The sequence below is a fragment of the Cysteiniphilum sp. GTC20157 genome (assembly GCF_055396795.1).
The window spans coordinates 866,437-889,071 of record NZ_AP044698.1; the positions used below are offsets into that span (position 1 = coordinate 866,437).

Below are 22,635 nucleotides of genomic sequence, written 5' to 3' on the forward strand. Positions count from 1 at the left end.
CGTGGGATTGTAATTCATGGGGTCGTAATTAATGTAGGGGCAATTCATGAATTGCCCCTACTTAAGGTGAGATGTGAACTTTGGTATTTAACCTAAATAAGATAAACAAAGTAGTCAGGAAATATGAAAAACTGGTTTGAATTTTTACATGGTGGCAGTCAGGCATTGATTAATTGGCTGTCACATTATTTAAAGCAAGAGCTTTCTGCATATTGTGATTTATATGGAATTGATGATGAGCAGTCATTATTGATCAATAAAAATGGCTCGCTGCTGAGTGTTTTTGAGCTTGAGGGCTTCTCGCAAGTTGCTTCCGTAGCGCAATTACAACATTTATCCAATAAATTATCACAAGTCTTGCAACCGTATTTAGCAAAGCTCGGTCATAGCCTACAGTTTGTTATAGATTATAAACCAACGATGACCATCGAAAAATCTCAAAAGATATCACAAACATGGCAGCATAATTTAGCCTTATTACAAGCCGATATTGCCCATGAATTGTTACAGTCAAAACAGCAACATTTGACTCAGCATTGTTGTGAAATACGTGTTTTTATTGTGGTTTCATCACACTTAACACTATTAGATAAAGAAGATATTAAACAATGTAAATCAAAAACAGTAATCAAGGATAAGGTAGTTACGGATGTAATGTCTGAATATCTCAAGCACAGTGCTGATATGCTCTATGCATTACATATCGGTTTTCTTGAAGATTTTTGTGAAATTTTTAAGCAGTTACAATTAAGTTTGATTAAACTTGATGGGGTTGATGCTGTGAAAGTGATAAAAGCGCAGCTTTATCCGCATGGTGAATTAGAACATTGGCAGCCAAGAGGCGCAAGTGACAAACTATCAATCAAAGTCAATCCTAAAACAAACGATGCTGAACTTGCTCATATTGCATTGGATCGTCAGCTCTTAACTGAGGCATTAACCATTGAAAAATCAGAGGTAATCGCTTGTGACGAGATGTTAGCAAGCGTTGTTGGTGTCGAGCTTTTCCCACTTGATGAGGTAGGTTTTTATTCATTGTTTAATCAATTAACAGCAAAGAAAGCGCCATTTCGGATCAGTTATTTTATACGTCCTGGTGGACAGGCATTATTAAAGCTTAAGTCAGTGCTAGCAAAATTTTTAGCATTTAGCAATTCAGATAACAAGCTGATTCTAAATGCACGTGACGTATTAGCTGAATTTGAACGTTCGCAATTACAGGCAATTGTTAAAATGACAATGCTTTTAACAACGTATGTAACAGACCAAGATCAGCTAAAACTTAAAAAACAGCGCAACGCTTTAGTTAAAGCAGTCAATGCTTGGGGCAGTGCACAAGTCAAAACACATCATGGTGATCCTTGTAAAGCCTATATGGACAGCATAATGGCAATGACGCATGAGCCGATCAACCCAGCCACTGCCATGCCAATGAATGCCTCTTTGTATATGTTGCCACTGCAAGTGCCAGCGCGTGTATTCCCTGATGGTGGTGTACATTTTCGCACATTAGAGCGCAAATTCTGGCCTTATCAATCCGGCTCCAGTGAGCAAGTCAGTTGGGTTGAGATGATTTATGCCAGAAGTGGATCAGGCAAATCGGTGCTGTTAAATACCTTAAACGACGCCGTTGCAATGTATGCACAATCCAAGCGCTTACCTGTGATTGGGATTATTGATATTGGAGAGTCATCTTTTGGTTTGATGAAACGTTTACAGGCAATGCTACCTGAACATGCAGCATATATTCAATATCATCGTTTAAGCTTAAGTGATGATATGGCAATCAATGTCTTTGATACGCCATTGGGGATGAGAAAACCTAGCGCGCACCAAAAGCAGTTTTTGATTAACTTTATTGCCATCTTACTGCAGGATGCTTTAGATGATGATTTACCGGAAGGAATGACGGCGATGTTGTCATTAATTATCGATACCAGTTATCAAATAGTTAGTGATGATTATCAGCCTAAACAATATATGCCAAATAGATGCTTAGCAGTTGATAAGTACCTAGATAAACAGCAGAAAGCAAAAGATTTTACACATTGGTGGCACGTGGTGGATTATCTGTTTGCCCAAGGTGAGCATACACTGGCAAAAAAAGCGCAAGTTTATGCAATGCCAACCTTGGCAGATACCGTCAGTGCCTGTCAATTTTCACAGATAAAAGACATTTATCATAAAGTAATTGCCAGCACCAATGAGACTTATACGCAAAATTATAATCGCCTGATTTCAGCAGCGATTCGCCAATATCCGAGTTTATCGATGATATCAAAGGTCGATTTTTCAGTCGCGCGTATCTTGTCACTGGATCTTAAATCATTGGATAGCAGTGCATCAGATAAACATTTTAAACAAACAACGATTGGTTATATGCTGGCAAGATATGTGATTGGCTTGAATATCTATTTACCGGATGAAAGCGATAGGCGCCATGCACCGGATATATATCAAGCGTATCATCAAACGATGCTTGATCAGTCATTTCATACCAGCAAAAGAATTGTCTTTGATGAATTTCATCGCACAAGTAGTGCCAAAATAGTGCAGTATCAAGTTCAACGTGACATGCGTGAAGCGCGAAAATATAAAACACAAATCGCCTTAGCATCGCAATCGCTGGAAGATTTCTCACCACAGATGATCAGCTTTGCCACCTCGATGTTTATCATGGGCAATATGCAGAATAATAGCTCAGAGCAAGTGCTTGGACACTTTCAATTATCAGCAGATGAGATCCAGATGCTAAAGTCTCACGCACATGGGCCAAGCCAACAAGGGGTGACATTCTTAGCGAAGTTTATGACCAAACATGGGGCTGTTGGACATGCTTTAAATTTAGTATTGCCAGCAATTGATTTATGGACCTATACCACCACCAGTGAAGATATGTATGTACGCAACCGTTTATGGCAAACATATGATGTGTTGGCTGTCTTAAAAACATTAGCACGTGTTTTCCCCAAGGGGACATTGCAGCAAAAATTTAAGCTTTATAAACAAAAATATTATGACCAATCCGTTGATGACATTTTATTGCTTATCATCGATGAGCTTATTCCGTTGGTTGAAGAAGAAATATTAAAAGAGAGTGATGATGAATCATAATGAAATAGATTATTGGAAAAGCTATCAAAATCCGTTGATTAATAACTTACTGGTTAATTTAGAAGCGCATGAGAGCTCACTAACCCTGACATTGAGTGAGGAGACGAGAGATACGCTTGAAGGCTTGTTGGCGCATTTGTGCAAAGCGGATTTCAAAGCGCAATATGCTGACCTTTTGACCGATGTTTTGTCACAACTTCCCAGTGCTTATTTGTCTTATTTTTTAGCGCAATTAGCAAAACATAATGGCGCTTTTTTTAAGGCAACTTTGGATCATGTGGTTGGTTTGCCTTCATCTCATGCAAGAAAAGCAGTATTAGAGCGTGCAGGCGTTGTTGAGAAATTACAAACGTTGGTACGTATTTTTAATGATGAAAGAGTTGAGCGATTAACGCGCATTCTAGAAACAATGTAAATTATAATGAATCAAAAATAAGTTGCGTCAGTTAGTACCTCTCCCCTTGCGGGATTGCTCGTGCAGCTTAAGTTGCACGGGTGAGGGGAGTAATTGAAGCTCAACTTATTTTTGAATGATTACATAGATTATATAAATGAGGTAATTCATATGTCAGAACTCCTTCAAGAAGTCATTGAGAAAAACAGTTTTTATCGCAAGCATTATCAAAAAATCTTACATTTGTTTAGCATCAGTTTGCTGATTAATGTTGTTGTTTTATGTGTATTATTGTTTAGTCATAATCGTACTGAACTGCGATATGTTTATGTGATGGCAGATGGTCAGGTAGTACAGTTGCAATCAACACCTACATTAAAATTAAATAGTGACAATCTGGTGCAATGGGTGGCAAACAATGCACCAAAACTTTATCAGTTGGACTTCTTAAACTACAAAGTGCAAATGCAATCGATGCGCCCTTTATTTAGTGAGGAGGGTTGGCAGAGTTATATCGATGCTTTTAAGACGGTTTTAACACAGATTCGATCACAGAAATTAGTCGCTAAAGCGGTGGTTACAGGGCTACCTATGATTGTAGCAACCGGGTATTTGGAGGGGCAACCAAGTTGGAAGGTGCAAGTACCAATTGATTTGAATTTTCAAAAAGATCATCAAACACAAGATACACAATATATTTTAACGTTAACCATTAAAGGTATTGAACCTAACCTAAGAGATCTGCGTAGTTTTGAAATCGTTCAAGTATTAGCAATGACAAAGCAGTAATCAAAAGTTTTGTGTCAAAATGGTCATAACAAAATTTTGGTTATGATCAATAAACTCTTATTATGATACGTAATGCAGTATTAGGGGCAATAATCAATGACTAAAACAAAAGAATTAAATATAGGGCAATTAGGTAGCTTAGATAATCCTAAAATAGTGGCAGTTAATGCACTGTATAACGAGCTAAATGCTGAGCGACAAGCTCAGGTTGATCGCTATGCTGCATGCTTGCAAACGCAAGATTTCTCTGCAGGAATAACAGGTGAGACTAAAATTAAGCTCCTTGCCAATGAAGTCTTTAACGGGATTGAAGAATGTTTTGAATCAAGGTTGCAGGGATTGTCTAAGATATACTCGGAAGATGATGCCTACGCGTATATGAATAAAGCGTATCAGCAAAAAGCTAGCTTGTTACTTGAGCATGGCGACAGAGTTGATTCAGCAGGTGCTAAACCAAGTATGAGTATTCAAGACTATCTGAACAATGATAAAGGTTATGGATGTGATAAATAGCAAAAAAGCAATCATCAACTAACAAAAAAGGATAATAATATGTCAAGACAACAAGGTATGTCTGAAGACAATAGTTTGACGCATATTTTTATTGCTGGAAGCATTATCTTTTTGGGTTTTGTGGCATATTATTTTTTTGCCGCTTATATCAATCGGGCATATATCCAGATGATGCATTTTGAGTTAAGTGTCTTTGGGTTTTTCTCACATAATGCAAGTGCCCTCAAAAATCAATTAATGCATATTGATGCAGGTCATATATCCTTTAGCGAGTTAATGTCTCTGAACAATCAAGCAGGACTTTTCCTGCGATTACCGGTTGCGATTATCCTTGGCTTTTTGATTTGTGCTGTGATGTTACTGCATCCTAAAAAATTATTTAATGTCTATTATGATATGGCGAAACTTGCTAAAAAAATGGTGAGTCATTTTAAGCATATTACACCGGTGATAGATCAGCATTTAGAGCAAACATCTCCTAAGGAAGGTGTTTGGGCTTCAGCATTAAGTAGTAGTGATTTTATAAAACAATATGGATTGTATAGTAACGATAGTCAACTAGATGAGAACAAGCTTGAACAGCAGCTTGTAAAGCAGCTAGGGCAAAAGTTTAATGCTTTTGACGATCTATCTATTAATGAGCAAATATTATTTACAGTATTTGCATTAAGAATTGCCGGTAAAGATGCCAAAGCTCAGTGCTTATTGGAGAAAGCATCGACAAATACTATTGATCATAAGGCGCTTAGCGCATTATCTGAATCGGTATTAGAACATCCAGAGGTTAGTGCAATATGCCAAAAGCATGCCTATGTTCGCACGCTTTTATGTGGGTTATTGGCGAAAGCCAGATCAACAGGCATTCTCGCGACAGCAAGCTTTTTATGGCTTAAAACAAAGGATCGAACCCTATGGTATACCTTGAACAATGTTGGTAGACAAGCCGCTTTTATAGAAGGGGCTGCCGCTTTTGGTCATTGGCAAACTGAAAATGCGGTGGGATTTAAGGTCGAGACTCCACTTTTTGAGCAGTTGATAAAAACAATAAAAGATCAACAATAATACAATTTTAAACTTGAGAGATATAGGAAAGAACAATGAAAATTAACAATAAATTAACGATGTATGATGTATCAGGTGATGGGCAATGTGGTTATCATGTGATATCGAGCCATATTGCTACATGGCTTTTGACGGATAAACTCGACAACGATAGTAAATTATCAAATGCTTTGTTAGAGAAGTTTAATAGCTGCATGCCAGATAAGAAATTTAATACGATACAAACTTTAAAAAGTTTTATTCGTGATGTGGTGGGTGATAATGGTCATGTCAATCCAATTGATATTGAGTTGATATTCAATGCGCCGATTAGGCTTTTGATGATGGACGCCATTAATAAGGATAACAAAAGCACATATAATCTATTAACAGATCAAAGCTACAAAGGCGAAGGCGCTGAATTGACAGATGATAAGTTTGAAAGTTTCTGTAAATATTATCAGTTGGGTGGGAGTATAGACGTTGTTTTAGCTCAAAATTTGTCTTATAAAAATGAAATTAATAAGAAAGGGTCTCCGGTTATAAATATATACTTTGAAAAATTGCATTGGCAGATCATTGATAATATTACCACCGATTTTCAACAAGTCTTTAATAAGACTCTGCTAGATAACATATCGGATGCACAAGCTCAGTCAGTTTTTAAGAAAGTTTGTAGTGGTGAAATCTTAACAACAAAAACACATTATTTACGTGCTTGGCAATATATTAATCAGCAAAATCATCAAGTTCATCAAATTCATCAAATTCAGCAAGATGCAATGCTTGCAATAAAGTTAGCACAACAAGACAAACTTGAAAGAAAAATAGCGGATTGTAATAATCAGCTCAAGAATTATGAGTTTTTACTAGATGAAATACTTAACACTGATCAGAATAATATTGATGAGGTTGATCAATTACTATCGCAGCAAGATGAATGCAGAAATCATATCGAAAAGTATCAGCGACAATTAAACGAACATATTCTTCCAAATGAATTAAGACAATAAACCACCTTAAGCTATACTATGAAACATAAATGGTTATTTGAGCGCAGTCAATATCAAGCCTATAAAACTTGGTTGACGATGATTAATAAAGAGATCACAGAATATGACGTCAAAAAATGCGCCTTATGTCAAAGTGATGCTAATCAATATCCACTGACTTTGCAGCTTTTTCCAAAGGACTATGATTTTTCAACAAGTGATCATTCCCAAGCTTTTTTGTGCCAAACATGTCTGAATAGTATATTTATTGATTATTCTGCAAAAAACTCACCATCTAGTGGTTGTTTTATTTATTTGCCAGAAGTAAATCAACTTAAATTAAATTACTTTATGAATTGGTTGCAATATGGCAATGATATCTCAAGTATTGATAAAAAAAGTTTTTATGCTGAGCTTAAAGCATGTCAAGGTCGTTGGTTGGATATCATTGGTATAGATATTAGTGATCCGTTTTATTTTAGGCTTTTTTACCAGAAGTACCTAGATCAAGCCAATAAACTGTTTGATAAAACGCGCTTTTTACCTCATTTTACTGATCATTAATATGCCCGCCACTGACGTGGCTGATGGCAGTGACTTTTTTCCCGCAAAAAAGTCACCAAAAAGCTCGCCCTATAAGTTTTGTTAACGCCAATCCCATGGGATTTTTGCAAACTCGTTGCACTCAAACATGCAAAAATCTAATCCATGGTATTGGGTGCAAAACTTTAATGGGCATAAAGATTGCCATCTTGCTCAATGAGACCGTCGATTAATTTCACTACCTTAAGAAGTGGTTTTTAAATATGGGCTTTGCAACAAACTTAAATCAACCATCCATGATAAAATAGATTGCCACGCATCCATGCTTGCAATGACATCCTATGACTTGTCATCCGTAAGGCAAGATGGCGTGAGGATCCAATGCGAAGCTGCCATGGATGGTGATTGATCCTTCTAAAGGTAGTGCTATTAGTAATGATAGTGGGGTTAGCATGGTAGTGGGGTCAGAGCTAATTTTCGTCACACAATGCTTTAAGATAGAAGAAGATAGAAAAAGGCGTGTTATTGTCGCCAACAAATGCGCACTATTAATCCATGCGTATCTGTGCGGTTTTTAATGTTAATATGTGCATTGTTCTTGGTAATAATTTCTTTGACAATGGCAAGTCCCAAGCCTGAGCCTGGAATACGATGATTTCTGGCTAAATCGATGCGATAAAAAGGTTCAAAAATATGTGCTAGTTTATCCTCGGCTATTCCTGACCCTGAATCGATAATTTCTAGGCAAATCTTTTTATCATGAGCGTTAGTCAGTTTAACCTGAGCATCTCCAGCGTATTTCAGGGCGTTATCAATAAGGTTTTGTAAGACGCGTTTAAACGCTTTGCGTTGAAGTGTTAGAATACAAGGTTTCGTATCGGTTGTTATACATTGTACATCAAAGCCTACATCTTGATACTCATGACATATCGACTCAATTAAGTCGCTAAGATTGACTTGGTGGAATGTCTCTTCAAAATAGCTTTTTTTGGCAAAAATCTGTATTTGATTAAGCAGATAATCCATATCATCAAAGTATTTCTGTAATGCGTGTTGATCTTTGGGTAGAAGATTGCTTCTAGTGTAAAGTATGGCTTTGGTAATAGGCGTTTTAATATCATGTGAAATGGCAGCAAAAATTTGTAACTTTTCCTCATTGATTTTGGTGAGTTTGTTGCTTACAACGGCGATAATCTCCGCCATGTTTTTGAAGTTGAATGCACTGTTATAGGTGATCAACTGCGGATCAATGTCAAGTTCACTTGCAATTTTTTTCATTCTCAAAAAAGGTACGATAAGTTTCTGTGTGCAGAAAAAATACCAAGGGATAATGATGACGAGGCTCATTGCAAATAATGCAATCATCAGATATAAGTAGAATTTTTCAGATGCTTTAACGGTGAAATTAGCACAGAAATGATGATCATAACAGATCGATAAATGCCGCGCTAAAAAATGAGCTTTTGATAGTTTAAGCATAATGCTTTTACGAATTGCTTTATGAAGTGGGGCATCACCATTATTCTTCATTGAATTAAGGTCAAAATAGATCGTCTTGCTGTAACGTGGGTAAGCAGACAAATCAACAGCAATATTATCTGAAAGCTGATGTTGTTTTTGATCAAGTTGCTCAGATCGATCAAGTCTATCAATCAAAGCAACAGCAGAGTCTGTGATAAGGTGAACCGTTCGATGATACTGAGTTGTGCGATAACTTAGAAATGAAATAACGATTAAAGTAAAGTTAATCACTAAAAATAAGGTAAATAAACTCGGTAAAAACCAGAATTTTAAATGGTGCTTATGCATGAGAGCTAACTTATAACAAATATCATGTTGATCTTGTCTATAGTAGAATAGGTTTTGCATTCAAACGCTATATACAGACATAGCGTAAATGACATCAAACTATATCATAACGTCCACTGAAATTACGTTTGGATATATGATGAATCATGAGTTAATCATATGTATATATATGTGATAATTAGCGATATTAAGTTTCAATAAATAGGATTCAATGCAGCGCATCTAGGGCTAACATGTCGGTTGAATGTCAATTCAAATTAATACACGTTGCACACAAGACATATAAGGACATAATACCATGAAAGAAAATATGAAAACCTCGGTAAAAGTAGCGTTGGGAGGATTTGATGATCCTTGCTATATCATTGATAAAGATGCAAAAATAGTCGATTATAACGATGCTTATGCTGATTTGATTGGTGCCCAGAAAACAGATTTGTTAGGTAAGAAGATTACTGATACTAAGTTGTACTTCAATCGTAAGATAGAGCAAGACAATCTACAGTTTATGGCACAAACTAAGTTACAGCATACAACAGCGCTAGAGGGCTATTATGATCCTAGTGGGCGCTTAGGAGAGATTGCATTAATGTCACATAAAATGCTGATATTTGATGGTGATAGACAAGTGATTGGTTTGATTTGTTTGGTTAAGATGAATGAAGGCAATAATAAAGTAGCCTTGCAACTGAAGGAATGTCTTAATGCATTGAAAGGTTATAGTCAATTTCTGATGAAGGAAGATTGCTTTTTAGGACAAATGGATGCGATTGAAGGTGCTAAGGCAATCACCGATAGCTTGGCAGCAATTAGCACGCAGATATTAAGCAAGGAGTATGTACCATTTTGGGATAGAGTCTACAAAAGGATAAAAGCAAATGATGTTGCAAGCTATTTCTTTTTTAAGGCGCTCATTATATATGATGATATCGGTAGTGATCTGATGGTTGCTTTGCAATCAAGTTACTATATTCAGTTTGACATTATGACACATAAACAAGCTCTAGAAGATAGTGCTGTTCTTGAGTCGTTAGGCAAAGGAGAATACCAAATTGTTATTACCAATATGATTGATGCAAAGATACAAGCACTAACAGCGAATACGTCGACATGTTACTTTGGCATAAAAACAGCTTCAGGCGCGATACATCCTAGTTTGGCTGAGCCTAAAGTGGTAAAAAGACTGACTATGCAGAGCCTGATAAGTAGCATTGATGAAAATGTATTTAAGCCGTGGCGTGAGTCTGTTGCACAGATGATCAAAGAGAAAGTTGACCAAGAGAAGTATCTAACCATCTTATACGTAGAAGATGATGAAAACTCAAGGGTTAGCTTTGAACGATTGATTTCTATTTGCCCTTATATCGGTGATGCAGAAAAAGGGCAATGCATGAGTGCTAGTACACCGCTAGAGGCGTTGGATATTGTAAAAAATAATGTATTTGATATTATCGTGCTTGATATCGGCTTGCCTGAAATGGATGGCTTTGAGTTGGCGGTGCAAATACGAAACCTACAGTGGCAAAAAGGCGATATTGCTTGTCCTATCTATGGTTACACCGGTCACCTTATTGAAGCGGATGAGTTGAACTATCAAACTTGCGGTATTGATTGGATTTTTATTAAACCGGAGCTTGCTATTGATATCAATAAGGTTATTCGGAAATTCGTCCCTGAAAGCATGCTGATTTAACTATTTTCGCAACTAGCTATTTGAGCTGTTTTTATGATCATTTCTAGACTTTCTGAGTAATTACGTATTTTTACTATTTTTTACGCTTGTGCACAATGCTATCATTATCTGACTGGGCTGCTCTTTTCAATATCTCAACTTTTACTGATTCCGGCATGTCAGTATCGATAATATTTTGAGTCTCTTTTTTGCTGAGATGTTTTAGTGGTGAATTACGTTTTTGATTGATGTATTCAGTCAATGATTTTAACATTTTTGTTCTGCTCTCCATGTGTTTATATTTTACCTAGCAGTAAAAGTCACCTATATGCCGAATCGTCACTTTAGCGTTAACCGCATTAACTTAACAGTTCGTTTGAGCATCGTTTTGTATCAATCGCATGCTTTTTGATACGTTTAGAACGTATAAGTTCAGTTGATATCCAGTGACAATGCAAATAGCCAAGTTGTTAGTCTGGGCAGTGTCCCTGTTGCCCCTATCCCCCGCAGCTTGGCATAACGTTTTTGTGAAGTTAACAAGGGATGCTAACAGCAGGACTGATAAAAATTATGTATGCCTATATTGTGAAAATGATGTTTGCGTTGAGTTTATTTATTAACGCATTACTGTTCTTGCCACAGACAATCAAAGTCATCAAGCTCAAGTCGTCTGAGAATATATCCATCGTGACGTTTGTTGGATTTTTGGCGATTCAATTGGTCTGTGTGCTTTATGGGTTCCTAGTCGAAGATTGGATTTTGGCATTAGGGTTTATGCTAGGGATGGTGGCGTGTGTGACGGTTGTGATTGCCGCCATATACTATCGTGTATGCGCGTCCAAGAATAACAAGTCATAGTAAGGTTCAATTTTTTTAAGGGAAGTTAACGTTTTGGTAAATAATCTGAAGAGTCGTAGTAGCAATTTAGTCGTAGAAAAAAGCAGGGTGATCAGTCGATTATTTGAGCATCAAGTAGAAAAAACACCAAAAGCAATTGCTTTGATTTTTGGTGATGAGACTTTGAGTTATGAGGTGCTTAATCGTAGAAGTAATCAACTTGCAAGAAAAATCAGGGCATGTTATGAAGATAGCGCTGGTCAAAGTTTTAAAAAAGGCACGTTAATAGCATTATATCTTGATCGGTCATTTGAGATGGTCACTGCAATATTGGCAATATTGAAGGCAGGTGGCGCCTATGTTCCGATTGATCCCACGTTTCCAGATGAACGTGTGCGCTACATACTGCAAGATAGTAACGCCAAGGTGTTGCTCACACAAACATGGCATACGCAAGCTCTAGAGCAATTGGGATATGATAATGGCTTGGTTCAAGCGAATGAATTAAGCCAGTCGGCAATCTATAGCAGCGAAAATCTTCAGAATGACCTATCTGGTGATGATCTTGCATATATTATCTACACCTCGGGAACAACGGGTAATCCCAAAGGTGTGATGGTGCCTCACAAAGGTGTTGTCAACCGCATACAATGGATGCAAAAGCAATACCCGATTGGTGCAAACGACAGGGTGTTGCAGAAGACACCTTATAGCTTTGATGTGTCTGTTTGGGAACTCTTGTGGGCAAATTGGTACGGTGCAACAACCGTTATAGCAAAGCCCGAAGGCCATAAAGATGTTGATTATCTTCATCAAATGATCACTAAGGAACAAGTCACTATCGTACATTTTGTGCCTTCGATGCTATCCGTTTTTTTAGACTTGCTTGCAAATAAAACGCTCTCAAAATACGCATTGCGCAGAATATTCTGTAGTGGAGAGGCTTTAAGCGATTCTATCAAAGATCGATTTTATGAGGTCTTTGAGCATCTTTTAGCTATTAGTTTACATAATTTATATGGACCAACTGAAGCATCGATTGATGTTAGTTTTCATGATTGTGCGCAAGACAAAAAAGTCACCATCGGCAAAGCCATTGATAATATAAAACTCTATGTATTAGATGAGCAATTACGATTGTGTGATAAAGGAAATGTCGGCGAGTTATACATATCAGGAATAGGTCTTGCTTATGGCTATTTGAATTTACCTCACCTCAGCGAAAAGGCTTTTATGAGCAATCCTTTTGTAAGCAGCATAGAAAAAAGCTTAGGCTATGATCGACTGTACAAGACAGGTGATTTAGTGCGTGAGTTAGCCGATGGTGAGATTGAATATCTAGGGCGGAACGACTCGCAAGTCAAGATAAGGGGTTTTCGGATTGAGTTGGGTGAAATTGAGCAAGTCTTATCTAAGGTTAATGGCATTAGACAATGTTGTGTCATTGTCAAAGAGCCTGAAGTGGCGAGCAATGCGCATCAGACTTTATTGGCCTATTATACGCAAGATAAGGCTTGTCATATGAGTGATTCACAGATAATCGAGCACCTCAAACGCTTTTTGCCTGAGTATATGGTGCCAAGTTTTATTGTCAAGCTTGAGCATTTTCCGCTAACGGCAAATGGTAAATTGGATAGAAAAGCATTACCTAAGATCAGTATCGATATTGCTGACTATGTTGCACCATCAACAGAGAGAGAAAATAAGGTCTGCCAAATATGGCAAGGCGTTTTGAATGTCGATAAAGTCGGTGTGACAGATCACTTTTTACAGCTTGGCGGTAATTCAATTTTGGCGATTGATGTTGTTGTACGAATGAAGCAATTGATCGGTTGCCATTTTGATGCCTTAGATCTAATTAAGGGAAAAACCATCAAGGAGTTGCTGTGTTCAGAATATGTTGAAGATCAATATAAGCAGCATCCGTCACAAACTCAAATGCAATCAGATGATTTACACCACTTTGAAAAAAGTATTCTAAATCATGTGTTAGCAACGAACACACCTTTGATCTATAACGAAAGTTTCACCATTGAGTATGTCGAACGTATTAGTTTTAAGATCTTTAAAGTTGCGGTTGATTATCTGATGGCGAAGTATGAACTACTACATAGTTCTTATTATGAAGAAAAGCAAGCAGGAAAGTTACATCGGCATTTAAATTTTGATCAGCCTGCCGTGTGTCAGCATGTTAAGCTGAATGAAAAAAACACACTTGAGTCATTTTGCAAGCAGATAGATCAGACACCCTTTGATATTGAAAAAGGTAAGCTTATTCGCTTCTATCTACTTGATGATGTTGACGCGAAGCAATATGTATTTATTTCATTTTTTCACGCACTTTTGGATGCAACATCGCTCATTAATATTATATTGCCTGACTTGTATCTTTGTTTACAAGAGGATAAAAGGTCATTGGTTAAACAGTCGATGGTGGATTTCACCGCATTGTCAATGTCGCTCAATGACCATTATCAGCGGAATATGCAGCAAAAGATAAAGTATTGGCAACAAAAATTGGATAGATGTCAAGCGCTTGATATGGGTTTTTCAAAAACGACAGAGGATGTTAAGGGGCAACAGTTAAGTTGTGACTGGGGGACGCAAGTAAGGCATCAGCTCAAGCATGTTGCCAATGTACTCAAGATTAGTGAATACTCAGTCTTGTATGGCTTGTTTACGCTAATGCTATCCAAGATATCTCAGCAATCAGATTTTGCAGTGATTACTAATGTTGATGAGCGAATGTACGTACCGCAATGTCAATCGGTAGTTGGATGCTTTATTAATAATGTGATTATTGATGTTAACCTCACCCAAAAGAACACGCTAAAAGAGCATCTTGTCAATACTCATAAGAAAGTGATCGAATCGATCGAGCAGGCGTTGCCTTATGATCAGTTGCTGGCAATTGATCGTGACAAAGTATTACAGCTATCGGATGTTCAGTTCAATCTGGAAACTAATGAAATATATCATTATCCCTATAGGCAAACACAAAATAACTCACATTCAGGCTATGTCAAACATGGGCTTTATTTTGAGCTAGATTTAAAGCAAGATCAGATTTTATGTCGAGTTGAGTTTGAGTCTGCCAGATATCCTCGGTATTTTATTGAATCACTTTTGGATAGTTACTCTGTGTTATTAGATGGCTTAGAAAAGTCACTTGATCACAAAGTTTTAGATATTAGTCTTTTAAGTGCTAAAGATTATCAGAAGGTGGTTTATGATTGGAATAGCACAGAGGCACCTTTTCCAAAAGACAAAACCATATATCAGCTTTTCGAGGATCAAGTTGCGAGAACCCCGAATAATATTGCGATTGTTTTTGAGGAAGAGGAGTTGACTTATCAAGAACTAAATATAAAAAGCAACCAGCTAGCGCGTCATATAAGACAATCTTTTTTATTGGCGACCGGTGACGAATTAATGCCTGATACATTGATTGCATTATCTCTTGAGCGCTCATTCGAAATGATTGTTTCTATTCTCGCGGTGCTTAAGGCGGGAGCTGCTTATGTCCCAATTGACCCAAATTTGCCTCATCAACGCATAAAATATATGTTGACAGACACACAAAGTCAGTTAGTAGTTACACAGGCTAGAGTCTTTAATAAGTTGACACTTTTAAACCAAAATGAGATGGGTTTGCATTATGTGTTAGTTGATCAAGATGAATGCTATCAAGGGGATAGCAAAAATTTATTAGCATATAGTAAACCAGAAAATCTTGCTTATGTAATTTACACCTCAGGTACCACCGGTGTGCCTAAGGGAGTTATGATTGAACATTATGCTTATATTGCTTTTATAACAAGGTTTGGCTCAAGAATTAAAGAAATTGAAACTTATAATATTTTGAGTCTGACAAACTATGTGTTTGATATATTTGGTCTTGAATATGCACTACCCTTAACGACTGGAGGTAAAGTTGTTCTATCGTCGTTAGATTCCTTGCAGGAGAATGAGTTACTTGGTGTTAATCTAGTACAACAAACGCCGGTTGTACTACATGAATTATCACAACGATATCCTAGCCAATTGAAAGATAAAATATGTCTGGTTGGGGGGGAGTCTGCGAATATGAGGGTTCTTCAGTTATTACGATCATCTTTCTGGCAAGTTTATAATGTGTATGGTCCTACGGAAACTGTGATCTGGAGTGCGATGAATCGAATGATTAATGATTGTGATGCAGTAAAAATTGGCAGTCCGTTAGACAATGAAGAAATGTACATTTTAGACCACCATATAAAGCCGGTACCAATCGGTAGTATAGGTGAGTTATATATTGGAGGGGCGTGCTTAGCAAGAGGTTATTTGAATCAACCAGAACTTACACGAAAAAAATTTATTAATAATCCCTTTAGTAGTGAAAAAAAAGCTATTGATTGCAGGGTCAGACTTCTATATAAAACTGGGGATATGTGTCGTTACTTACCAAACGGTAACATTCAATTTTTAGGACGCCTAGATTTCCAAGTTAAAATTCATGGTCATAGACTTGAGTTAAGTGAGGTTGAGAATCAACTGGCTAAAATTGATGGTGTTAATCAAGGCTGTGTTGTGGTAAAGCGACACAAAACGAATGAAATATTTTTAGTCGGGTATTATGTTTTAGAGCAAGATAGCCTTTTAACCCAAGCCGATATTGTAAATAATTTGAAACAATTTTTACCAGATTATATGGTGCCATCATTACTGATGGAGTTAAATAGCATACCGCTGACAATCAATGGTAAGATAGATCAAAGTGCATTGCCAGAGCCGAATTTTGTCAGTCAGCAATATATCAAGCCCGTATCAAATACGGAAAAAGTGCTCTGTGAACTTTGGCAAAGTGTATTAGATATTCAAGCAGTCGGTGTCGAAGATGATTTTTTCAACTTAGGTGGCAATTCTGCGTTAGCAATTACTGTTGCTTATAGAATGTCGAAAATTTTGCACAATGAGATAAAAGTTGCAGATATTTATAGGTTAAAAACAATTGCTAATATTGTGCGAGACTGTACATCAACTACAAAAGAGCATCTTAAGATATTGTCGCAAACCAAAGTCAGCCAACATGTCTTTTGTTTTGTTCACCCTGCTTTTGCTGGTTGTGAGGTCTATCAAACATTAGTCGACAAACTCTCTACGGCACATCTTTGTGTTGGCATTGAAAATTATAACTTTGAAAATGACAATAAAATTGAGAGCTTGTCAGAAATCGCACAGCAATATTTGTGTTATCTGAGATTACACTCGGTTGTCAACAATGCCTATCAACTAACCTTGGTTGGTTGGTCATTAGGTGGACTGATTGCTTTAGAGATGGCATATTGGCTTGAACAACAAGGGCGCACTAATGTAAGATTGATTATTTTAGATTCACATATTCCTTATGGACGTGTATTACAATATCACCCACACTTTAATCCTGACAAAGGGGGGCAAACTGTCGACGAGTTTATTAACCAGAAAGTCGCTGAACTTGAACCAGACTATGCACAAAAAGTATTGGCAAATAAAGCGTATGATATAAAGATTGGAAATTGTAAACCGACGGGGAAATTGAAACATACCAGAGCCATTCTTTTTAAAGCAACAAAACAACTTGGCTATAAAATTAAAGACAATAATGCCGGTAAGTACCTAAAATCTTTAAAGATTATTAAGGTTGCTGCAGATCATATGAATATGATGGAGAAGATTGATAACAATTGGGCGAACTATGAGGCTGAATTTAGTCATAATAGCACGAAGGTTGGGTTTAAATTATACGACTGGATAAAGCGAGTAAAAAGAGAAATTCCGACACTTGTCTTTGTACTAGGAGCGGTTGCTATTGCGGCTTATCTCATTGGTGCTGATGAGTATATTATTGCAAGCGTTTAGATGAGTACATTAAATATCAGCATTATGTCAAATTAGCTACTTTGTATGAGGTGAATAGATGAATTCGATAATACGTGATGAGATAAAAAGTAGAGCTGATCAATTAGAAGAAGAAAATGCCGAATTGAAAGAAGAAGTTTTAATGTTAAGACAAGTTATAGATAATGTGGATGCGCATATATATTGGAAAGATGGCAATTGTTGTTATCTGGGAATGAATCAAAAAAATCTTTATTCTTTGGGGCTAAACGGTTTATCTGACATTATTGGAAGAGATGACAAGACAATAGATTTCACTAAGGGATATGCCGCTAGTATTGTTAAGAATGATTTGATGGTCTTAAAAGAATGTAGAGAAGATGAGTTTGAAGAAGAATATCCTAAAAGCGATGGAGGTATTGGTGTTTATTTAGCAAGGAAGAGCTGTATAAGAAACAACGAAGGAAAGGTCATAGGTTTAGTTGGAGTATCGGTTGATATCACTGAACGTAAAGAAAATGAAAGATTATTAGAACAGCAAAAAAATGAGCTTGAGGCGCAAAAAGCGTGGATTCAAGATTTTGTGCATAATTTTCATCATGATTTACGAACGCCGATTACAGGTGCTTTATCGAATATCGCCTTGTTAAAAAAGCTGAGCACTAAGATTAAGGATGAGTTATTTCATCGAAGTTTAAGTCTGGTATTGGAGGGACTCAATGCAGTATCGCAAATGACAGATCAGCTATATCTTTATACCAAAGAACCTAAAGGACAAAGCGTGTGTTCTATTGGTATCGATATTGAAAAAATGGTTGAGCAGGAATTAAATATTGCAATGCTTGCAATTGGAGAACGTAATATTGTCCTTGATCACCATTTCACACCGAGAAAAATTCCTCGATTTTATGGTGACTACATCAAGCTTATGCAGATACTACGCAACTTGTTATCCAATTCAGTTAAGTATACGCATGAGGGTAAAATTGAGGTCATTGTGAAAATAATTGAACGCAGTAAAGAGAATATATTATTGAGAATTAAAGTTGCTGACACAGGTGTTGGTATTGCCAAAGAAGATAAAGATGATATTTTCAAGATGGGCTATCGCGCTGAAAGGCATCGTAAAAGTGAAGTACATGGTACTGGATTTGGCTTGAATATGGTTAAGCGCAATCTAGATCAGTTAAATGGCACGTATGGGATAACCAGTGTGGTTGATCAAGGTACTGAGATATGGGTGGATATTCCGTTTAAACTGACAAAAGATGAGGATTAGAAAATAACAATGCTTGACACAAGGTTTTACATAGTGACTATATTTTTTAAACCCTAAATTGAGTAGTGTTTAGGACATTCCAGATCATATAAAAGTGTGGTTACAATGACCGCCATAAATAAACTGTCATTCAGCAATGTTATTATTTTTAAGCTATGGATCATAATGATATTAGCACCATTGCTATTAGGTTGTAAGTCTTCTGATAATGGTATTGATTTTACCCCTGAGCCTCAGGTCAGTAATAATCAGTCATTGACAAAAAAAGAACGTGAACTTCAGCATGTTGAACATGAGATTGCAGCAGCTTATACCAGACTCAATGCAATTGACGAACAAATGCATCACAAACAGTCACAATTAGAAATACTTGATCAACTAGCCCAACAACAGCATGTTCACTTAAATCTGAAAAGTATGGCATTAGATCGTTTAAATGTCGACTTGCAACAAAAAGAAGAGTCGCTATTGGCATGCAGCGATCAACTTGAGGATACGCACAATCAGTTAAGTACACAACAAACCAATTTACGCGCACAACAGCAAAATTTGGACAACAACACCACGCAAATAGAACAAAAACAGCAGACATTACAAGCAATAATCGCTCAAATCGATTCAAAGCAAAGTTTGCTTGAAGACAAAGTTAATCAGTTAAACCAATATGCACTAAATCTTGCGAATGTTATGCTCGAAATTGATACAAAACAACAAAGCTTACAAACGATAGTGGATCAGATTCGTCTGAAGCAGCAGGAGCTTCGGCAAAAAAATAATCAGTTAATTCAACGCCAAGCAAGTCTAGCTAATATAATTAGAGAGATTGATACAAAGCAACAGACATTACACCGCGTAAATGACGAGCTTAATTCAAAACAGCATGAACTATCTAGCGTAAATGATAATATTCATTCGCAGAGTCAGTTATTAATTCAAAGAACAGAATTGCTGTCGGAGTATGATAGCAGCATAGCGCTTAAACATAATAGGCTCGATGAACTTGATAATCAAACAACTGTTAAAAGGAATGAAATTCTTGAAATGGATCGTCAGTTGCAACGCAAGCAAGAACAGTTATTGCAGCAATCACAATTGCTATTTGTACCCAACGATCAGACGATAGATCAGGCAATGATTGAAAATATTAATATTAAAGAGCTTGCAGATAAGATATTAAGAATGATTGAGTTATATTTTCAATTAAGCAGTTTAGAGAACAGTCAATCGCAAGAGCGATTACCAATAACACATTTATCAGAGCACTTTGTGACGGAGACACCATCGCAGCTAAATGACTTACGTACAAAGATAATTGATGAGCTTAAGGTGTTTTATCAGTATATCCAGCAAAATCATAATTCCGCAAGCGACCCTATTGAGTATATTGACAACTTATCATCACCCAATAGTAGTTTTGCGAGTGATCTAAACACCCAAGTGTCTTATGTTGATGAAAGAGAGTTTCAACAGCAAATTCAAGTTGAGATGACCGATGTTCAAGTACAGACAACCGATGACTATATTATTGAGTTAAATAACAAGTTAAATATGCTGGCATTTGAAAAGAGTATATATATACAAAAACAGCAGCAAATCAGTGGTGAAAATGAAAAATTAAAACAAGAAAATCGTGAGTATAAGCATCTTAATAATGAGCTAATGGCGCATGTTGCTAATTTATCCATCAATCTTAGCGATAATGAGCAGATGGCTGAAATGAATCATCACCAGTTAGAAAATGTTAGAAACAACTATACTGAGTTGCAACACAGTTATGAAAAAGTAGTTGAATTTAATAAAATCATTCAGGAAAAGCTTGAAACTGTCTTAGCTAAAAATCACCAATTTGAAAGTGACATTGCTTCATTAAAAAATGAACTGAGCATGACAAAACAAGTCTATCAAGATGAGTTACAAGCATTTGCCTATAAAGAGATTGAATACAGAGATAATATTGAGCAGTTACTACAACAATCGCCTCAACAGCTAATGACCTTAAACAGTGATATCAAAAGCAGTGGAGATAGTATTTTTAATTCATGTTATCAAAAAACACCTGTACGTATACACAATAAAAATGTGTATAGCACTTTATCTAAGCGTGACGGTTTGAGTAGTGTTGTGAGACGGCTTGATTACACATAGTGCTCAGCCACCTCAAAACCATTGATTGTGCGCTTGTTATGATCAAATGAAATACCCACTTGATATATCGGCAGCCTAAGATGAATGAATTTAATAGCGTAATTTTTATCAATAATTTGCTGCAGCGCTTTTTGCGCAAGATCTTCGCGATTGCTAACTTTAAACTCAAAGATAATCACCTTATTATTTGGAATGATAATCGACATATCAATACGTCCTTCAGAGGTGTGATCTTCGAGTTTGACCTCATAGCCAAGGGCTGCGAAATAGCTGTAAATAATCGCGCAATAATAGCCCTCGTAACGGCTCAGTGGTGTCTTGGCGTAATAATCATAGGGAATGCTGCTATAAAAGCTTTGAATCGCTTTTTTAAATTGCTGCCAATCATCTGTTAATAAGGCGCGATTAATGGCAAGTTGATTAGCGGTAGCATCTTCTTGTGTGATACCGATTTTGGTAAGTTGTCTATTTAAAGCGGTCTTGACTTCAAAGTTAGGGTAATCCAAGCGATACCAAAGATCTTGACCGAAGTAGAATTGCTCTTTAATCGTTAAATAGCCGCTTTGTAACATCAATGCAGCAATGGGCATGTTGTTGACATCAATGCTATTTAAGGCATCAGGCGTTGCCTCATAGTGCTCAAGATCAGGAATAATATCGCGGCGTTCGCTAATTAATTTTACCAAGAAACTGGGGGTGCCTGTTTCAAACCAATAGCTTTGATATTTGTTGGCATTGTCAAAAAAAAGCAAAATATCAAACGGATTATACACTTTTTGTGATTCACTACCTGCAAAGTTGTAGCCGTTATACCAGGTTTTTAGCTTAACCAGATCGACATCTTTGAGATAATCACCAAAGTTTGTCTCAAGCTCCTGTTGGGTATAACCACATAAATCTGCATAGCGATAATGAAATGAGATATCTTTTAAGTTGTTTAAGCCGCTAAATAGACTGACCTTTGAAAATTTTGAGACACCCGTTAAGAACACAAAATGTAAACAGTGATCATTGTCTTTGATCACACTATAAAGCCCTTTTAATATTTCACGGTTTCTAGTGGCTTGCTTAGAGTCACTAATTATATCAAGGATCGGTTTGTCATATTCATCAACTAGAAATACCACGCGTTGTTTATGTTTTTGATAGAGTGCTTTAATCAGTTGGTCAAGTTGCAGGTCGTAGTGCGCGTTGGTATCTAGCTCAATATCGTAAAGTTTGGCATTGTCACTTAACTGGCGCGTGATCCATTGCAGCAATGATGTTTCAGAAAATACCGATTTAGAGCGCCCAAAGCTTAGATGTATTACAGGAAATGTCTCATCAAAATCCCATTTGTCTTCGATATATAAACCTTTAAAAAGCGCGCGTTTACCAAGAAATAACTGCTTTAACGTATCAATCGTCAGACTTTTGCCAAAACGTCGCGGGCGAGATAGAAAGTAGTATTTGCCATTATTGGCAATGTCGTAGATGTGTTTTGTCTTATCAACATAAATGGTATTGCCATTAATCATTTCAGCCAGACTGGAGTAGCCTATTGGTAATTTTTTCATCAAATCACAGCGCTTTAGATAAAAGTGTAATGATTGCAAAGTGTAGCAAAGAATAGGGTGTTTAGAAATAGCAACAAAGTTAAATCAACTAT

Annotated in this window: 15 protein-coding genes; 12 read left to right on the top strand and 3 right to left on the bottom strand. The window is 36.7% G+C overall.

Annotated features, from left to right (window positions below; translation table 11 throughout):
• Positions 1 to 123 precede the first annotated feature (123 nt).
• The 7 genes from ACZ5V8_RS03980 to ACZ5V8_RS04010 all read left to right on the top strand — a co-directional run bounded on the left by ACZ5V8_RS03980 (position 124) and on the right by ACZ5V8_RS04010 (position 7,407).
• Positions 124 to 3,114 (top strand): hypothetical protein, encoded by a 2,991-nt coding sequence (locus ACZ5V8_RS03980; protein WP_464218436.1) that lies wholly within the window; start codon positions 124 to 126, stop codon positions 3,112 to 3,114.
• Positions 3,101 to 3,529 carry a type IVB secretion system protein IcmW gene (locus tag ACZ5V8_RS03985; RefSeq protein ID WP_464218437.1) on the top strand — a complete coding sequence of 143 codons (429 nt, stop codon included), beginning with the start codon at positions 3,101 to 3,103 and terminating at the stop codon, positions 3,527 to 3,529. Before ACZ5V8_RS03980 ends, ACZ5V8_RS03985 begins: the two co-directional genes overlap by 14 nt.
• A gap of 150 nt (positions 3,530 to 3,679) precedes the next feature.
• Positions 3,680 to 4,297, top strand: coding sequence for a DotI/IcmL/TraM family protein (locus ACZ5V8_RS03990; RefSeq protein ID WP_464218438.1), 618 nt, complete (start codon positions 3,680 to 3,682; stop codon positions 4,295 to 4,297).
• Positions 4,298 to 4,393: 96 nt separating this feature from the next.
• On the top strand, positions 4,394 to 4,810 hold the full coding sequence (locus ACZ5V8_RS03995; protein ID WP_464218439.1) for a hypothetical protein: 417 nt from the start codon (positions 4,394 to 4,396) through the stop codon (positions 4,808 to 4,810).
• 39 nt (positions 4,811 to 4,849) lie between these two features.
• On the top strand, positions 4,850 to 5,872 hold the full coding sequence (icmP, locus tag ACZ5V8_RS04000) for a type IVB secretion system coupling complex protein DotM/IcmP (RefSeq protein WP_464218440.1): 1,023 nt from the start codon (positions 4,850 to 4,852) through the stop codon (positions 5,870 to 5,872).
• Positions 5,873 to 5,907: 35 nt separating this feature from the next.
• Positions 5,908 to 6,864 (top strand): hypothetical protein, encoded by a 957-nt coding sequence (locus tag ACZ5V8_RS04005; protein ID WP_464218441.1) that lies wholly within the window; start codon positions 5,908 to 5,910, stop codon positions 6,862 to 6,864.
• An 18-nt stretch (positions 6,865 to 6,882) separates the two neighbouring features.
• Entirely contained in the window at positions 6,883 to 7,407 is a 525-nt protein-coding gene (locus ACZ5V8_RS04010) for a hypothetical protein (protein ID WP_464218442.1), read from the top strand.
• A 501-nt stretch (positions 7,408 to 7,908) separates the two neighbouring features.
• Here ACZ5V8_RS04010 and ACZ5V8_RS04015 read toward each other — a convergent pair.
• Positions 7,909 to 9,195 (bottom strand): sensor histidine kinase, encoded by a 1,287-nt coding sequence (locus ACZ5V8_RS04015; RefSeq protein ID WP_464218443.1) that lies wholly within the window; start codon positions 9,193 to 9,195, stop codon positions 7,909 to 7,911.
• A gap of 298 nt (positions 9,196 to 9,493) precedes the next feature.
• Here ACZ5V8_RS04015 and ACZ5V8_RS04020 point away from each other — a divergent pair, with 298 nt between their 5' ends.
• Positions 9,494 to 10,888, top strand: a complete 1,395-nt coding sequence (locus tag ACZ5V8_RS04020) for a response regulator (protein WP_464218445.1) — start codon at positions 9,494 to 9,496, stop codon at positions 10,886 to 10,888.
• 73 nt (positions 10,889 to 10,961) lie between these two features.
• Here ACZ5V8_RS04020 and ACZ5V8_RS04025 read toward each other — a convergent pair whose 3' ends face one another.
• Positions 10,962 to 11,141: a hypothetical protein gene (locus ACZ5V8_RS04025; protein ID WP_440615184.1), complete on the bottom strand. Its 180-nt coding sequence runs from the start codon at positions 11,139 to 11,141 to the stop codon at positions 10,962 to 10,964.
• A gap of 269 nt (positions 11,142 to 11,410) precedes the next feature.
• Between ACZ5V8_RS04025 and ACZ5V8_RS04030 the strand changes: the two genes are divergently transcribed.
• The 4 genes from ACZ5V8_RS04030 to ACZ5V8_RS04045 all read left to right on the top strand — a co-directional run bounded on the left by ACZ5V8_RS04030 (position 11,411) and on the right by ACZ5V8_RS04045 (position 20,987).
• Positions 11,411 to 11,725, top strand: a complete 315-nt coding sequence (locus ACZ5V8_RS04030; protein ID WP_464218446.1) for a PQ-loop domain-containing transporter — start codon at positions 11,411 to 11,413, stop codon at positions 11,723 to 11,725.
• Positions 11,726 to 11,758: 33 nt separating this feature from the next.
• Positions 11,759 to 17,584 carry an amino acid adenylation domain-containing protein gene (locus ACZ5V8_RS04035; protein WP_464218447.1) on the top strand — a complete coding sequence of 1,942 codons (5,826 nt, stop codon included), beginning with the start codon at positions 11,759 to 11,761 and terminating at the stop codon, positions 17,582 to 17,584.
• A gap of 58 nt (positions 17,585 to 17,642) precedes the next feature.
• Positions 17,643 to 18,842, top strand: a complete 1,200-nt coding sequence (locus ACZ5V8_RS04040; protein WP_464218448.1) for a PAS domain-containing sensor histidine kinase — start codon at positions 17,643 to 17,645, stop codon at positions 18,840 to 18,842.
• 165 nt (positions 18,843 to 19,007) lie between these two features.
• On the top strand, positions 19,008 to 20,987 hold the full coding sequence (locus tag ACZ5V8_RS04045) for a hypothetical protein (protein WP_464218449.1): 1,980 nt from the start codon (positions 19,008 to 19,010) through the stop codon (positions 20,985 to 20,987).
• Here the strand turns inward: ACZ5V8_RS04045 and ACZ5V8_RS04050 are convergent.
• A complete protein-coding gene (locus tag ACZ5V8_RS04050; RefSeq protein ID WP_464218451.1) occupies positions 20,978 to 22,543 on the bottom strand; it encodes an ATP-binding protein in 1,566 nt (521 codons plus the stop codon). The genes ACZ5V8_RS04045 and ACZ5V8_RS04050 overlap by 10 nt on opposite strands.
• Positions 22,544 to 22,635: the final 92 nt, after the last annotated feature.